Below are 16,317 nucleotides of genomic sequence, written 5' to 3' on the forward strand. Positions count from 1 at the left end.
TTCCTGACCCCGATGCGCGGAGACCCGCATGTTCCCTGTTTTCCTCAAAACGCGCAAGGCTCTGCGCGCCGCCGCCCTGACGCTGACGTGCTCGGTCGCGCTGGCGGCCTGCACGGTGCCCTCCGATATCGCGGGCGGTGGCCCTTCGATCAACGCCTCCAGGCCGGTGCCGGTGGCGCTGCTATTGCCCTATGGCACCGAGATTGCGAACCAGACCGGCCTCGCCCGCTCGCTTGAGAATGCCGCACGCCTTGCGATCGCCGATCTGAACGGGGTGACGATCGACCTCAAGGTCTATGCCACCGCGGGCAATGCCGAACAGGCCGCCGTGGTCGCACAAGAGGCCGTGGGCGACGGCGCCAAGATCATCCTCGGGCCGGTCTTTTCCGCCGCGGCCAATGCGGCCGGGGTGGCCGCGGCGCGCGCCAATATCAATGTGCTGAGCTTCTCGAACAACACGGATATCGCAGGGGGCAATGTCTTCGTGCTCGGCAACACCTTCGAGAACACGGCCCGGCGGGTCGTCTCCTATGCGGCGCAGCAGGGATCCGGGAATGTCTTTGTCGCCTATCCGCAAACCTCTGTCGGGACGGTCGGGCGCGATGCGATCCTGCAGGCCGTGGCCGAGACCGGCGCCACGGCGGCGGGCAGCATCGGCTATGAAGCCTCGCAAACCGGCGTGGTGAACGCGGTGCCGCAGATTGCCAGCGCCCTGCGCTCCAGCGGGGCGACCGCGCTGGTGATGACCGATGACACCTCGGGCAGCATCCCGCTCCTGTCGCAGCTTCTGCCCGAAAACGGCATCGACCCTGCCAGCACCCAGTTTGTCGGCCTGACCCGCTGGGATATCCCGGCCTCGAGCCTCGCACTGCCCGGCCTTCAGGGCGGGATCTTTGCCCTGCCCGACCCGGCGCTCAGCGCGCAATTCGCGGACCGCTACCAGGCGACCTATGGCGCCCCGCCCCACCCGATCGCCGGGCTGGCCTATGACGGGATCGCGGCCATCGGGGCGCTGGTGAGCACGCAACAAAGCCGGGCCCTGACCGGCGCGGCCCTGACCCAGGGGTCGGGGTTTGCGGGCGTGACCGGGGCCTTCCGCCTGCGCGCGGACGGCACGAATGAACGCGCCCTCGCCGTGGCGCGGATCACCAACCAGGCGGTGACCATCGTCTCACCCGCCCAGCGCAGCTTCGGGGTCGGAGGCTCCTAGGCCGGTGCGCACCGAAACCCCGGATGTGGGCGCGCGCACCGCGCCGACCACGCCCCCGCCCGCCCAGAGCTTGGGATCCGCGCTTGCCGAGCTGCCGCTCGTGGCGCCGCCCGCCTCTATCTTTGACATGGCCGGCATGCAGGCCAAGCTTGACGCGGCCTGCGCCGAGACGGCCTCGGATGCCAGCGCCACGCGGGCTGCGGTCGTGCGCCTGCTCAAGGAGGCCCGGGCCGACGGGCTGCGCGCCATCCGCGAAGGCTTCGACGCGGCCCCCTTCGCGGCGCGCGAAACCGTGCGCGCCTATGCCTACCTGACCGACGGGCTGGTCACCTCGGCGATCTATGTCGCCCGCCAGCACCTGCATCCGCTGCACACCCCGACCGGGGGAGAGCGGCTCTCGGTGATTGCGGTGGGCGGCTACGGGCGCGGGGAAATGGCCCTGCATTCCGACGTGGATCTGCTGTTTCTGACGCCCTACAAGATCACCCCCTGGGCCGAGAGCGTGATCGAGACAACGCTCTACATCCTGTGGGATCTCAAGCTGAAGGTTGGCCATGCCTCGCGCACGATCAAGGATTGCCTGCGGCTGGGGCGCGAGGATTACACGATCCGTACCGCCCTGCTGGAAAACCGGTTCCTCACCGGCGACGCGGCCCTGGCCGACGAGCTGCGCACGCGGCTGAAGACCGAGCTCTTCCAGGGCACCTCGCAGGATTACATCGAGGCCAAGCTCGAGGAGCGGGAACAGCGCCATATCCGCCAGGGTGGTCAGCGGTTCATGCTGGAACCCAATGTCAAAGAGGGCAAGGGCGGTCTGCGCGACCTGCAATCGCTCTACTGGATCGCGAAATATGTCCACGGGGTCGAGACCGTGGACGCGCTCGAGGAACTGGGCGTTTTTGCCCATGACGAGCATATCCTCTTCGACACGGCCGAGACCTTTCTCTGGGCGGTGCGCTGCCATCTGCATATCGTGTCGGGGCGGGCCACGGATCAGCTGACCTTTGATTTGCAGGTCGAGGTCTCGGACCGCATGGGCTTCAAGGACCGGGACGGGCGGCGCGGGGTCGAGCATTTCATGCAGCTCTATTTCCGTCACGCCACCAGTGTCGGCGACCTGACGCGGATCTTCCTGACCGCGCTGGAGGCCAGCCATGCCAAGCGCGAGCCGCGCCTGATCGGTCTCTTGAAACGGTCGCGCAAGAAGAAGGTGAAGGACAGCTACGAGATCCGGCAGAACCGGATCGCCATCGCCGATCCGGACAGCTTCTTCGCCGATCCGGTGAACATCCTGCGGATCTTCGAGGAAGCCCTGCGCACGGGCTACCTGCTGCACCCGGACGCGATGCGGCTCATCAAGGCCAACCTGTCCCTCTTGGACAAGACTGTGCGGTCGAACAAGGAAGCCAACCGGATCTTCTTTGACACGCTGCTCAAGCACGGCAATCCCGAGCGCGCCCTGCGCCGGATGAACGAGCTCGGCGTGCTGGGCACGCTCATCCCCGAGTTCCAGAAGATCGTCGCGATGATGCAGTTCAACGTCTATCACCAGTACACGGTGGACGAGCATATCATCCAATGCATCTCGAACCTCGCCCAGATCGAGCGTGGCGAGCTGGTCGAGAGCCTGCCCGTGGCGAGCCGGATCCTGAAGGGCGGCGTGGATCGCAAGGTGCTCTATACCGCGATGCTTCTGCACGATATCGGCAAGGGCCGGCCCGAGGATCACTCGGTCGTGGGCGCGCAGATCGCCCGCAAGGTCGCGCCGCATATGGGGTTCAACGCGAAGGATTGCGAGACGGTCGAATGGCTGGTGCGCTATCACCTGTTGATGTCGGACATGGCGCAGAAGCGTGACATCTCGGACCCGCGCACCATCCGCGATTTCGCCAAGGCCGTGCGCAGCCGCGAGCGGCTCGACCTGCTGACCGTCCTGACGGTCTGTGACATCCGCGGGGTCGGACCGGAAACCTGGAACAACTGGAAGGCCCAGCTGATCCGCGCCCTCTATCGCCAAACGGCGGAGGCGCTGGAAAACGGGCTCGAGGATCTCAACCGCGAGACGCTGGAAACCGAGGCCAAGCGGGCCCTGCGCGCCGCGCTCAGCGATTGGCCCCGCAAGGACCTGCGGGCCGAGACCGCACGCCATTACGGCCCCTATTGGCAGGGGCTGCCCGCAGATGCCCATGTGGCCGTGGCCAACCTGTTGCGCGGGATCGAGGATGACGAGGTGCGGCTCGACCTGACCCTCGACGTGGATCGCGACGTCACGCGGATCGCCTTTGCCATGTCCGACCATCCGGGCATCTTCGCCCGGCTCGCCGGGGCACTGGCCCTGGTCGGCGCGAATGTGGTCGATGCCCGGACCTATACCACCAAGGATGGCTATGTGACCGCCTGCTTCTGGGTGCAGGATGCCGAGGAGAAACCTTACGAGGAATCCCGCCTGCCCCGCCTGCGCAAAATGATCGACAAGACGCTCAGCGGCGAGGTCGTCACTCGCGAGGCCCTGGTCAGCCGGGACAAGGTCAAGAAACGCGAGAGCCAGTTCCGCTTCCCGACCTCGATCAGCTTCGACAATGAAGGCTCGGAGATCTACACCCTCATCGAGGTGGATACCCGCGACCGTCCCGGCCTGCTCTTTGATCTGGCCCGCACCCTGGCGGAGGCGAATATCTATGTCGCCTCGGCCCAGATCGCGACCTATGGCGCGCAGGTGGTGGACACCTTCTACGTCAAGGACATGTTCGGGCTGAAGCTGCATGGCGCCTCGAAACTCGCCACGATCGAGAAGCGCCTGCGCGCCGCGATCGAGAACGGGGCCGAGCGCGCACAGTCATGACCCGTGAGCCTGCCTCGCGCCGCCCGAGGGCGCGGCGATGAAACCGATCCGCCTGATGGCGGGGTTCATGACCGTGGGGCTCTGGACCATGGCGAGCCGGGTGCTGGGCTTTGTCCGCGACATCCTGCTGGCGAGCCTGCTCGGGGCGGGGCCGGTCGCGGATGCGTTCTTCGTCGCCTTCTCGCTGCCCAACATGTTCCGCCGGTTTTTCGCCGAGGGCGCGTTCAACATGGCCTTCGTGCCGATGTTTTCGAAGAAGCTCGAAGCCGGGGAGGATGCGGACGGCTTTGCCCGGGACGCGTTGTCCGGGCTGGCGCTGATCCTGATCGCCTTCACGCTGGTGGCATTGGCGGCTATGCCCTGGCTGGTGCTGGCCATGGCCTCGGGCTTTGCGGGGGATGCGCGGCTGGACCTCGCGGTCGGGTTCGGGCGGATCGTCTTTGTCTATATCCTGTTTATCTCGCTGGCCGCGCTCCTGTCCGGGGTGCTCAACGCGACGGGGCGTTTCGCGGCGGCGGCGGCGGCGCCGGTCCTGCTGAATGTGGTGCTGATCACCGTGCTGCTGATCGCCCAGACCGGTGTGCTGGCCGAGACGCTGACCCTGCCCGCCCCCGGTGGGGCCGAGATCGCCGGGCTGCATCACGGGACCATGCTGGCCATCGGCGTGGTGATCGCGGGCATCGCGCAGCTCTGGCTGCTCTGGCGGGCGGCGGCAAAGGCCGGGTTCGACCTGCGCCCGCGCCGCCCGCGGATGACGCCCGAGCTCAGGCGTCTGGCCATCATCGCCGCCCCGGCTGCGCTGGCCGGGGGCGTGGTGCAGGTCAACCTGCTGGTCGGGCGGCAGGTGGCGAGCTTTTTCGACGGGGCGATTGCCTGGCTGACCTATGCGGACCGGCTTTATCAACTGCCCCTCGGGGTGGTGGGTATCGCCATCGGCGTGGTGTTGTTGCCGGATCTGTCGCGCCGCTTGCAGGCGGGCGATACCGCCGGGGGGCGCGACGCGTTCAACCGGGCGGGCGAGATCTGCCTGACGCTCACGGTGCCCGCTGCCGTGGCGCTGGTCGCGATCCCCGAGGCGCTGATCTCGGTCCTGTTCGAGCGCGGGCGCTTCACCGCCGAGGACACCGCCGCCACCGCGCTCGCCGTTGCGGTCTATGGCATCGGCCTGCCGGCCTTTGTGCTGCAAAAGGTGTTCCAACCGCTCTATTTCGCGCGCGAGGATACGCGCACACCCCTGCGCTTCGCGCTTTGGGCCATGGTGGTGAACGCGGTCGTGGCGGTCTGCCTTGCGCCGGTCATCGGCTATATCGCCGCCGCGCTCGGGGCGACGCTGGCGGGCTGGGCCATGGTCTGGCTCCTCTGGCGCGGCACCCGCAGCCTTGGCGAGGCTGCGGCCATCGACGCGCGCTTTGCCCAGCGGATCTGGCGGATCGTGCTGGCCTCGCTCGCCATGGGCGCGTTGCTCTGGGGGGCGGAGATGCTGCTGGCCGAGGCGCTGCGCACGCCGACCCTGCGCTACGGGGCACTGGCCCTGCTGGTGGGCTTCGGGATTGTGAGCTACGGGGTGATCGGCCACCTGATCGGAGCCTTCCGGATCTCCGAGATCAAGGGCGCCCTGCGCCGCAAGCGCGCCTGAGACGTCGCCCCTAGCGCTTGCGCAGTTTGGCCAGCACGCGGTTCCAGCCGCCCGGCACCAGCACGAAGCTGAGCCCGAACCCGGCGACGAACCCGCTCAGATCGGCGACCCAATCCATGCCCACCTCGAAGAAGATCGCAAAGATCAGCTGGATCCCCAGCAGCATCCCGATCAGCGAGAAGGCCCGGTATTGCTGCCCCCCGGTGGCGATCAGCGACACCCAGAGCAGGAACGTATAGGCCCCGATCAACCCGTACACCCCGGGATACCCCCCGATCAGCGGCAGCTCTGCATCCAGCAGCAGCCCGTAGACCAGCGCCCCGGCGATGGCCGAGGCCCAGAAGATCGTCAGGAAGGCGAGCCCGCCGAACACCTCGGACACCATCTTGCCCATGGCCAGCACGAAGATCGCAACGAAGACCGCATGGGTCAGGCTCGCATGGATCAGCGGATAGGTCAGAAAGCGCGCCATCTGCTCGGGCGGGAAGCGGCCATTGGCCAGCATCCAGTCAAAGACCTGATCCACGAAGCCGAAATCCCGGATCGCCGCCAGACGCCAGCCCACGGCCTCGGGTCCCCCGAGGATCCCCCGCGCACCGAGGCTGAACAGCGCCTCGATCCCGATCACCACGACGGCAAGGGCCACCACCAGCGGCGGCAGCGGATTGAAGGGCGATTCCGGGGTGGGTGTCATCTTGCTTGCGGGCCTTTGCGTCACGGCGGCTGGTTGACGAGTGCTGGGGCCATGGGTAAGCGACGCAACGGGGCGCGTCCAGCCCGCCCAGCCCCGGAAGACCGACCACAAGACCCACCGCGCACGCCCCGTGCCCCGCCGCCAGATCGAAAGGCCCGCCATGACCGAGACCGAAACCAGCTTCACCCCGCGGGTCTTCTCCGGCATCCAGCCCTCGGGCGGTCTGACCTTGGGCAACTATCTCGGCGCGATCAAACGCTTCGTGGACATGCAGGAAAGCGGCATCCAGACCCTCTATTGCATGGTCGACCTGCACGCGATCACCGTCTGGCAGGACCCCGCGGACCTGACCCGCAACACGCGCGAGCTGGCCGCGGGCTATCTCGCCGCCGGGATCGATCCGAGCAAGTCCATGCTCTTCAACCAGAGCCAGGTGCCCGAGCACGCCCAGCTCGGCTGGATCTTCAACTGCGTGGCGCGGATGGGCTGGATGAAGCGGATGACCCAATTCAAGGACAAGGCGGGCAAGAATGCCGAGAACGCCTCGCTGGGCCTGTTTGGCTATCCGGCGCTGATGGCGGCGGACATCCTGATCTATCACGCGACCCATGTGCCCGTGGGCGAGGACCAGAAGCAGCATATCGAGCTGACCCGGGACATTGCCGCGAAGTTCAACCACGATTTCGGCGTCGATTTCTTCCCGCTCACCGAGCCGGTCATCGAAGGCGCGGCCACACGGGTGATGTCCCTGCGCGACGGGTCCAAGAAGATGTCGAAATCCGACCCTTCGGATATGAGCCGGATCAACATGACCGATGACGCGGACACGATCGCCAAGAAGATCCGCAAGGCCAAGACCGATCCCGAGCCCCTGCCCGAGACCGCCGAAGGCCTCAAGGAGCGTCCCGAGGCGCGCAACCTCGTGAATATCTACGCCGCCCTGTCGGATCAGAGCGTGGATGCGGTGATCGCCGAGCATGCGGGCGCGCAATTCGGCGCCTTCAAGCCGGCGCTGGTAGATCTGGCCGTGGACAGGCTCGCCCCGATCTCCACCGAGATGGCGCGGCTGATGAATGACCCCGCCGAGATCGACCGCCTGCTGGGTCAGGGGGCCGCGCAGGCCCGCGAGATCGCGACGCCGATCCTCGACAAGACCTATGACATCGTCGGCATGGTCCGGAGCTGAGACACACAAATTCGCACAAAGGGCGTGCTGTGCTGCGCCTTTTGTGATCAGGCGCAGAGCTTTAGGTTCCTTACTGAAAGGAGACCTGCCATGTCTGCGACCGATCTCGACACTGCCCCCAGCCGGACGCCCGCCAATGGGGCGCCGGTGCCCACGTTGGGTCATGTCCACCTCAAGGTGGCCAATCTGGACCGGGCTCTGGGTTTTTACCGCGACCTGCTCGGCTTTGAAGTGATGGAGCGGATGGGCGAGGACGCGGCCTTCCTCGCCTCGGATGGCTACCACCACCATCTTGCCCTCAACACCTGGGAGACCCGGGATGCCAGCCCTCCGCCCGCGGGCCATACCGGGCTCTATCATACGGCGTTTCTCTACAAGGACCGGGCGGATCTGGGCGCGGTGGTCCAACGGGTCCTCGATGCGGGCTACCGACTCGATGGGGCGGCGGATCACGGGGTGAGCGAGGCCGTCTACCTGCGCGATCCCGACGAAAACGGCGTCGAGCTCTATCGCGACCGCCCGCGGAGCGCCTGGCCGCGCAAACCGGACGGATCGCTCAAACTATCGAACCAGCGTCTTGATATCGCGGCGCTTTTGGCAGAGGCGCGCAGGGAACAATCCTAGCGCCTACACAAAACTGTTGCGATTTGCGCATATCGGATATGCGCATAGGGGTTGGCAAACGCGCGCGCATCCTCTAACTAACACGCTCCGACAAAAATCGTGGAGGCAACCATGGCGTATCTGAACGCAAAACCGCAATCCGTGCGGTCTGTACCGACGACCCCGAATGAAAAGTCCGTATCCCCGGACGAGGTCGTCAAAACCCCGGCTGGCCCGGGTACCATGAATTACCAGCTGGGTTTCGCAGCAGGCTGAGACCCGCATATGAGTTTTGGCGAGGCGGCCCGGACCGCCTCGCCCCATACGACCCCTGCCCCTGAAGACCGCTCCGACGCGCTTCCCGGCCCCTCCCGAAAATCGATGGACCTCGCCCCCCGACGCCCCTAGCGTGCGGCCCAGGAGGACGCGACATGGCGACGGGCACCAATATCCACACCTATTTCCAAGGCCGCTGGCACAAAGGCGATGTCCCGATCATGCGCGCAGCGGATCACGGATCCTGGCTCGGCAGCACGGTGTTTGACGGCGCGCGCTATGTGAACGGGCTGGTCCCGGATCTGGAAGCACATTGCGCCCGGGTCAATGCCTCGGCAGAGGCGCTGATGATCACGCCCACGGTCACCACCGCCGAGATGGTCGCGCTGACCCATGAGGGGCTGGCGCTCTATCCCAAGGACGCCGCCGTCTATATCCGCCCGATGTACTGGGCGCTCGATGGCGGGCCGCTGGCGGTCGCGCCGAAAGAGGGCGCCACGGGCTTTGCGATCTGCCTCGAAGAGATCCCCATGGCCCCGCCCGAGGCCGCCACCACCCTGACCCGGACGCAGTTCCGCCGCCCGGTGCTGGAGGACAACCTGACCAATGCTAAGGCGGGCTGCCTCTACCCCAACAACGCGCGGATGCTGATGGAGGCGAGCCGCAAGGGGTTCGGCAATGCGCTGGTGGCCGACGCCATGGGCAATGTCGCCGAGAGCGCCACGTCGAACGTATTCATCGTGCGCGACGGAACGGTCCTGACCCCGATCCCGAACGGCACGTTTCTGGCCGGGATCACCCGGGCCCGGCATATGGCGAACCTGCGGGCCGACGGGGTCGAGGTGGTCGAGACCGTGCTGAGTTTCGAGGATGTGACCGCCGCGGATGAGGTCTTTCTGACCGGCAACATGATGAAGATCACCCCGGTCACCGCCTTTGACGCGCGTCAGTACCAGGTGGGGCCGATCACACGCCGGGCGCGCGAACTCTATTGGGACTGGGCGCATTCGGCCTGACCGCGACGCGCGAGGTCCCGTGGCATATCCGTTGCCATCCCCCCCGGCATTCGCCATGATGAGCTTCGGACTGGAGGCCCCCAATGCGCAAGTTTCTCGTCGTTCTCGATGACAGCCGTGAATGTTTGAATGCCATGCGCTTTGCCGCAATGCGTGCCGCAAGCACCGGTGGCGGTGTGCAGATCCTGTCGGTGATTCCCCCCGACGAGTTCAACCACTGGATCGGTGTGAGCGAGGTGATGCGCGAAGAGAGCCGCGAGCGCATCGTCGCCCATTTCGAGGTGTTTGCGAAGTGGATGCGCGACAAGCAATCCATCGACCCCGAGCTTGTGATCCGCGAGGGCGAGCCCGTGGACGAGATCCTCGGCCAGATCACCACCGACCGCGAGATCGGCGTGCTGGTGCTGGGCGCGGGCACGGGCCGCAAGGGCCCCGGGCCGCTGGTCTCGGCGCTGGTGAAATCCTCGGGCACCCTGCCCGTGCCGCTCACCATCGTGCCGGGCGAGCTCAGCAAGGACCAGCTCGAGGCGGTTTGCTAGGCCCTGTCCAGCAAGCTTCGCCCCTTTTTCGCGCCTTGGGTGATTTAGAATCGTTCCAACTTCTTGACCCCGCGCGCCGGGCAGCGCATATAAGGGTCAACCCGAACGGAGGCCGTCCATGTTTATTCAGACCGAATCCACGCCGAACCCGGCGACCCTGAAATTCCTGCCCGGCCAGACCGTTCTGGAAACCGGCACTGCCGACTTCCCGTCGGTGGACGCCGCAAGCGCATCGCCCCTCGCAGGCCGCATCTTCGCAGTGGACGGAGTGACCGCCGTGTTCTTCGGAACCGACTTCGTCACTGTCACCAAGGCCGATGCGGTCGAGTGGGACCATATCAAGCCAGCCGTCCTCGGCGCCGTGATGGAACACTACCAATCCGGCGACGCGGTCATGACCGGAGAGGCCAGCGCGCCGGCCGGTCACGCCAGCCATGATGGGCCCGACTCCGCGATCGTGGGGCAGATCAAGGAACTGCTCGACACCCGCGTCCGCCCCGCCGTGGCGCAGGATGGTGGCGACATCACCTTCCACGGGTTTGATCGCGGCATCGTCTACTTGCACATGCAGGGGGCCTGCGCGGGCTGCCCCTCTTCGACCCTGACGCTGAAAATGGGGATCGAGAACCTGCTGCGCCACTACATCCCCGAAGTTCTGGAAGTCCGCCCCGTCGCGGCCTGACCCCTTTGGGACCGGTTCTTGCCTTCGATACCGCGGCCGCGCATTGCGCGGCTGCTTTGCTTTGGGACGACGAGAGCCGCGTCTCGCGGATCGAGCCCATGGCCAGAGGGCAGGCCGAACGGCTGATGCCGCTCCTCAAAGAGGTGCTGGCCGAGGCCGGGATCGGCTGGGCCGACCTGACCGCGCTGGGCGTCGGGATCGGACCGGGCAATTTCACCGGCATCCGGATCTCCGTGGCGGCGGCGCGCGGGCTCGGGCTGGGTCTCGCGGTGCCGGTGGTCGGCGTATCGACGCTGGAGGCGCTGGCGCTCGGGGCCGAGGGCCCCGCGCTGGTCTGCCTCGATGCCCGGCGCGGCAATGCTTATCTGCAGGGCTTTGGCGCGGATGGTGCGGCGCTCGCCCCGCCGGTCATGGCCCCCGTCGAGACAGCCGCCCTGCCGGGAACCGGCCCCGCCCCGCTCTGCCTCGGTGATCTGGCACCAGAGCTCGCTGCGCGCAGCGGCGGGACGGTTGTCCTGCCCCGCCAGCCCCTGCCCGAGGCCATTGCCCGCATCGCCGCCCGGCGCGCGCGCCCGGACCTGCCGCCGCCCGCGCCGCTCTACCTGCGGCCCGCGGATGCCGCCCCGGCCAAACCCGCCCCGGCCCTGCTCACCCCGTGATGGAGCCGGTGGTCATGGCTGCGATCCACGCGGCCTCTTTCACCACCCCGCGGCCTTGGTCGGCGCTGGAATTCGCCGATCTTCTGGCCCGTCCCGACAGTTTTCAGGTGGCGGTCCCGGCGGGCTTTGCCATCGGCCAGTCCCTCGGCCCAGAGGTCGAACTGCTCACGCTCGCCGTGGACCCGTCCCAACGCCGCCGGGGTCTCGCCCGGGTCCTGATGGGGGCCTTCCACGACACGGCCCGGACCCACGGCGCCGTGGACGCCTTTCTCGAGGTGGCTGCCGAAAACGCCCCGGCCCGCGCGCTTTACGCGGCCTGCGGCTACACGCAGGCGGGACGGCGACGGCGCTATTACCGGCACCCGGACGGCACCCGCAGCGACGCGCTGATCCTGCGACGGAGCCTTGCGCAGGACTGACGCAATGTCACCCGCCCAAGCCTCGGGCATTCGCCCGCAAATCGCGCGCCCGGACCCGGAATCCTGTTGACCTTACCCGGAGGCCCCGCCTTACTTGGCCCGATCATTCGATCTGCTTGTGCGTGCAGGGTGACCCGAGTCAGAGGCACCCGCAGCCCGAAACCAACTGGGAGACGTAAGATGACCATGATGCAGAAACTGCTCGGTGCCGCTGGGGCAATGGCGCTGTCCGCCGGCGCGGCCTATGCCGAGCCCGCGCTGATTTTCGATCTGGGCGGCAAGTTCGACAAATCCTTCAACGAGGCGGCCTATACCGGCGCCCAGCGCTGGGTCGAAGAGACCGGCGGCAGCTACCGCGAGATCGAGCTGACCTCCGAGGCCCAGCGCGAGCAGGCCCTGCGCCGCTTTGCCGAGGCGGGCAACAACCCCATCGTCATGACCGGCTTTGCCTTCGGCAACGTGCTGGGCGAGGTGGCACCGGATTACCCGGATACAAGCTTTGCGATCATCGACATGGTCGTGGACGCCCCGAATGTGCGCTCGGTCGTGTTCAACGAGCATGAGGGCTCGTACCTCGTGGGCATGATGGCGGGCATGGCCTCGGAATCCGGCACCGTGGGCTTCATCGGCGGCATGGATATTCCGCTGATCCGCAAATTTGCCTGCGGCTATGCCCAGGGCGTCAAGGCGGCCAACCCCGAGGCCACCGTGATCGAGAACATGACCGGCACCACCCCGGCGGCCTGGAATGACCCGGTGAAGGGCGGCGAGCTGACCCGTGCCCAGATCAGCCAGGGCGCGGATGTGGTCTATGCCGCTGCGGGCGGTACCGGTGTGGGCGTGCTGCAGACCGCCGCGGACGAGGACATCCTCTCGATCGGCGTGGACAGCAACCAGAACTACCTCTTCCCGGGTGAGGTCCTGACCTCGATGCTCAAGCGCGTGGACAACGCCGTCTATGAAGCCATGTCCGACGGCCCGGGCTTCGAGACCGGCTTCCGCGTGCTCGGCCTCGCCGAAGAGGGCGTTGGCTATGCGGTGGACGAGTTCAACGCAGATCTGGTCACCGAGGACATGATGGCCGCCGTGGAGGCCGCCAAGGCCAAGATCATCTCCGGCGAGATCACCGTCCATGACTACATGTCCGACAACACCTGCCCGGTGATGTAAACCAGACGCAAACGACACGACCGGTGCGCGCGGGCCCTCTGGCTTGCGCGCGCCAGATCAGAACGGGGTGGGGCATATGGCAGACACGCAGGCGCCCGCGATTGAACTTCGCGGCATTTCCAAAGCCTTCGGGCCGGTCCAGGCCAACAAGGACATCTCAATCCGGGTCATGCCCGGGACCATCCACGGGATCATCGGCGAGAATGGCGCGGGCAAGTCCACGCTGATGAGCATCCTCTACGGGTTCTACAAGGCCGATGCGGGCGAGATCTACATCAAGGGCGAGCTGACCCAGATCCCCGACAGCCAGGCCGCGATCCGCGCCGGGATCGGCATGGTGTTCCAGCATTTCAAGCTGGTCGAGAATTTCACGGTGCTCGAGAATGTCGTGCTCGGCGCCGAAGAGGGCGCGCTGTTGCGCCCGTCGCTGGCCAAGGCGCGCAAGCTCCTCAAGGAGCTGTCGGATGAATACGAGCTCAACGTGGACCCGGACGCCCTGATCGAGGATCTGAGCGTCGGCCACCAGCAGCGGGTCGAGATCCTCAAGGCGCTGTATCGCAAGGCCGATATCCTGATCCTGGACGAGCCCACGGGGGTGCTGACCCCGGCCGAGGCCGACCACCTGTTCCGGATCCTCGAAGGGCTCAAGGCCGAGGGCAAGACGATCATCCTGATCACCCACAAGCTGCGCGAGATCATGGAGACCACGGATACGGTCTCGGTCATGCGCCGCGGCCAGATGACCGCCACGGTCAAGACCGCTGAAACCAGCCCGGAACAGCTCGCCGAGCTGATGGTGGGGCGCAAGGTCCTGCTGCGGGTGGACAAGACCCCGGCCCAGCCCGGCGCCCCGATCCTTCAGGTCGAGAACTTGCGCGTGGTCGATGATCAGAGGGTCGAGCGGGTCAAGGGGATCTCGTTTGACGTGCGCGCGGGCGAGGTGCTGGGCATTGCCGGGGTGGCCGGGAACGGCCAGTCCGAACTGCTCGAGGTGCTGGGCGGGATGATCACCGCCACGGGCCGCGTGGTCCTGAACGGGACCGAGATCGACCTGAGCGGCAAGCATTCCAACGGCAAGACCCGGCGCGCGCGCGGCATCGCCCATGTGCCCGAGGATCGGCAGGCCGAGGGCCTGATCATGGAATACCACGCCTGGGAAAACGTCGCCCTCGGCTATCACGAGGACCCCGCCTTCAATCGCGGTTTTCTGATGGATAACAAGGCGATCCGCACCGATGCCGAGGGCAAGATCGCCCGGTTCGACGTGCGCCCCGCCAATTGCTGGCTCTCGGCCAAGAACTTCTCCGGCGGCAACCAGCAGAAAATCGTGCTCGCGCGCGAGATCGAACGCAACCCCGAGCTTCTGCTCGTGGGGCAGCCCACGCGCGGCGTGGATATCGGCGCGATCGAATTCATCCACCAGCAGATCATCGCCCTGCGCGACGCGGGCAAGGCCATCCTCTTGGTCTCGGTCGAGCTGGAGGAAATCCTCGCCCTTTCGGACCGGGTCGCGGTGATGTTCGACGGCCAGATCATGGGCGAGCGCCCGGCCCATGCCACCAACGAGAAGGAGCTCGGGCTCCTGATGGCCGGGATCACCGACACCCAGACGGAGGTTGCCTGACATGGACCGCATGCCGAAATGGGCCGATGCCCTGCTGGTGCCCCTGCTCAGCGTTCTGATCGCCTTCGTGATCTCCGGGCTGGTGATCGTGGCCATTGGCGAGAACCCGTGGGAGGCGCTCAAGCTGATGATCACGGGCGCGCTCGGCTCCACCTATGGCTGGGGCTATACCCTTTATTACGCGACGAATTTCATCTTCACCGGCCTCGCGGTGGCGGTGGCCTTCCACGCCCGGATGTTCAATATCGGCGGCGAGGGTCAGGCCATGCTGGGCGGGCTCGGCGTGGCGCTGGTCTGTCTCTACCTGCCCCTGCCCCACTGGATCCTGATCCTGCCTGTGGCGATCATCGGCGGCGCGGTCTTTGGCGCGGCCTGGGCGGCGATCCCCGCCTATCTGCAGGCCAAGCGCGGCAGCCATATCGTGATCACCACGATCATGTTCAACTTCATCGGGGCCGCTCTGCTGAACTACCTGCTGGTCAATGTCCTGCGCCCCGAGGGGAACATGGATCCGGCCACGGCGAAATTCCCCGAGGGCAGCCACCTGCCGACGCTTCATGACCTGCTGGCCCCGCTGGGGATCGAGTTCTCGCGTTCGGCCCCGGCCAATGTCAGCCTACTGATCGCGCTCTTGGCCTGCTACCTCTTCTGGCTGCTGATCTGGCGCACGCGGCTCGGCTACGAGATCCGGACCTATGGCAATTCCGAGACCGCCGCCGTCTATGCGGGCTACGGGCCGACCAAGATCATCATGGCCGCCATGCTGATCTCCGGCGGGCTTGCGGGCATGATGGCGATCAACAACGTGATGGGCGAGGCCGAGCGGCTGGTGCTCAACGCGGTCGAAGGCGCGGGCTTCATCGGCATTGCCGTGGCGCTGATGGGACGGTCGCACCCTGTGGGCGTGTTCCTCGCCGCGATCCTCTTCGGCTTCCTCTATCAGGGCGGCGCCGAGCTGGCGCTCTGGACCAGCATCCCGCGCGAGTTGATCGTGGTGATCCAGGCCCTCGTGATCCTCTTCACCGGGGCGCTCGACAACATGGTCCGGATGCCGGTTGAGAAGGTCTTCATGGCGCTGAACAAGCGCAAAGCCGCCAAAGCCGCGTCGGAGCCTGCGGAGTGATGGCCGTGTTCTGGGACTACCTGCCTGCGCTGCTCGCGGCCTGGGGCATCCAGCTGGTGGGCGTAATGTCCCCGGGGCCCTCGGTGGCTCTCTTGCTGGGGGTCGGAACGGCACAGGGCGCGCGTGCGGCGCTCCTGACCTGCGCGGGCATCGCAAGCGGATCGATCATCCTCTCTCTCTCAACCGTGCTCGGCCTGACAGTGATCTTCGCCCAACTGGCAGAGGCGATGCTGGTCCTGAAACTGCTCGGCGCGGGCTATCTCGCCTGGCTCGCCTTTGGCGCCTTTCGCCGGGCCGTGAGCCCGCCTCCCCCGCCCAGCCCGACCAGCGTACGGGCTTCGGCCACGCGGTTGGCGCGGCGCGGTTTCCTGCTCCAGGTGACGAACCCCAAGGCGATCTTCTTCTGGATCGCCATCGCGAGCCTTGGTGGACTGGCCGCCGCCCCCTGGCCCGTGATCGCGGTCTTCGTTGCCGGAGCCTTCCTGAATTCCTTTATCGGCCACGGGCTCTGGGGGTTGGTCTTTGCCTCCCCGCCCATGCGGCGCCTCTACCTCTCGGGGCGGCGTTGGGTCGAGGGCGCGCTGGGCGCGTTCTTCGCCTTTGCCAGCTACAAACTTCTGACGACGAGGATCTGAGCC

General features: G+C 66.6%; 15 protein-coding genes. 14 read left to right on the plus strand and 1 reads right to left on the minus strand.

The features are described 5' to 3' along the window. Positions 1–28 precede the first annotated feature (28 nt). The 3 genes from ACP150_RS03095 to murJ are packed head-to-tail and all read left to right on the plus strand — an operon-like array spanning position 29 to position 5,688. Complete coding sequence (locus ACP150_RS03095) at positions 29–1,210, plus strand: penicillin-binding protein activator (protein WP_424965076.1); 1,182 nt, start codon at positions 29–31, stop codon at positions 1,208–1,210. Between the two features lie 4 nt (positions 1,211–1,214). Next, the gene (locus ACP150_RS03100; protein WP_424965077.1) at positions 1,215–4,052 is read left to right on the plus strand and encodes a [protein-PII] uridylyltransferase; all 2,838 of its coding nucleotides are present in this window, start codon (positions 1,215–1,217) and stop codon (positions 4,050–4,052) included. Between the two features lie 37 nt (positions 4,053–4,089). Next, the gene (murJ, locus tag ACP150_RS03105) at positions 4,090–5,688 is read left to right on the plus strand and encodes a murein biosynthesis integral membrane protein MurJ (RefSeq protein ID WP_424965078.1); all 1,599 of its coding nucleotides are present in this window, start codon (positions 4,090–4,092) and stop codon (positions 5,686–5,688) included. Positions 5,689–5,698: 10 nt separating this feature from the next. Here murJ and ACP150_RS03110 read toward each other — a convergent pair whose 3' ends face one another. After that, entirely contained in the window at positions 5,699–6,382 is a 684-nt protein-coding gene (locus ACP150_RS03110) for a rhomboid family intramembrane serine protease (RefSeq protein WP_424965079.1), read from the minus strand. Positions 6,383–6,542: 160 nt separating this feature from the next. On the opposite strand from ACP150_RS03110, the gene trpS reads away from it, so the two are divergent. From trpS to ACP150_RS03165, 11 genes are all read left to right on the plus strand, one after another. Beyond that, on the plus strand, positions 6,543–7,568 hold the full coding sequence (gene trpS, locus ACP150_RS03115; RefSeq protein ID WP_424965080.1) for a tryptophan--tRNA ligase: 1,026 nt from the start codon (positions 6,543–6,545) through the stop codon (positions 7,566–7,568). 90 nt (positions 7,569–7,658) lie between these two features. Next, entirely contained in the window at positions 7,659–8,192 is a 534-nt protein-coding gene (locus ACP150_RS03120) for a VOC family protein (RefSeq protein WP_424965081.1), read from the plus strand. A gap of 410 nt (positions 8,193–8,602) precedes the next feature. Next, complete coding sequence (locus ACP150_RS03125; RefSeq protein WP_424965082.1) at positions 8,603–9,463, plus strand: branched-chain amino acid aminotransferase; 861 nt, start codon at positions 8,603–8,605, stop codon at positions 9,461–9,463. Between the two features lie 83 nt (positions 9,464–9,546). After that, positions 9,547–10,002, plus strand: a complete 456-nt coding sequence (locus tag ACP150_RS03130) for a universal stress protein (protein ID WP_424965083.1) — start codon at positions 9,547–9,549, stop codon at positions 10,000–10,002. A 118-nt stretch (positions 10,003–10,120) separates the two neighbouring features. Continuing rightward, positions 10,121–10,684, plus strand: coding sequence for a NifU family protein (locus ACP150_RS03135; protein WP_424965084.1), 564 nt, complete (start codon positions 10,121–10,123; stop codon positions 10,682–10,684). Further along, positions 10,681–11,343 carry a tRNA (adenosine(37)-N6)-threonylcarbamoyltransferase complex dimerization subunit type 1 TsaB gene (gene tsaB, locus ACP150_RS03140; protein ID WP_424965421.1) on the plus strand — a complete coding sequence of 221 codons (663 nt, stop codon included), beginning with the start codon at positions 10,681–10,683 and terminating at the stop codon, positions 11,341–11,343. The genes ACP150_RS03135 and tsaB overlap by 4 nt, the downstream gene beginning before the upstream one ends. Before the next feature lie 14 nt (positions 11,344–11,357). Beyond that, the gene (locus ACP150_RS03145) at positions 11,358–11,762 is read left to right on the plus strand and encodes a GNAT family N-acetyltransferase (protein WP_424965085.1); all 405 of its coding nucleotides are present in this window, start codon (positions 11,358–11,360) and stop codon (positions 11,760–11,762) included. A gap of 180 nt (positions 11,763–11,942) precedes the next feature. Continuing rightward, positions 11,943–12,932, plus strand: a complete 990-nt coding sequence (locus tag ACP150_RS03150; protein ID WP_424965086.1) for a BMP family lipoprotein — start codon at positions 11,943–11,945, stop codon at positions 12,930–12,932. Positions 12,933–13,008: 76 nt separating this feature from the next. Further along, entirely contained in the window at positions 13,009–14,556 is a 1,548-nt protein-coding gene (locus tag ACP150_RS03155; protein ID WP_424965087.1) for an ABC transporter ATP-binding protein, read from the plus strand. A 1-nt stretch (position 14,557) separates the two neighbouring features. Continuing rightward, positions 14,558–15,679 (plus strand): ABC transporter permease, encoded by a 1,122-nt coding sequence (locus ACP150_RS03160; RefSeq protein WP_424965088.1) that lies wholly within the window; start codon positions 14,558–14,560, stop codon positions 15,677–15,679. Next, a complete protein-coding gene (locus tag ACP150_RS03165) occupies positions 15,679–16,314 on the plus strand; it encodes a LysE family translocator (RefSeq protein WP_424965089.1) in 636 nt (211 codons plus the stop codon). The genes ACP150_RS03160 and ACP150_RS03165 overlap by 1 nt, the downstream gene beginning before the upstream one ends. The last annotated feature ends 3 nt before the right edge of the window (positions 16,315–16,317 follow it).

This window comes from Dinoroseobacter sp. S375 (assembly GCF_049800775.1).
In the GTDB taxonomy this organism is placed as follows: Bacteria; Pseudomonadota; Alphaproteobacteria; order Rhodobacterales; family Rhodobacteraceae; genus Dinoroseobacter.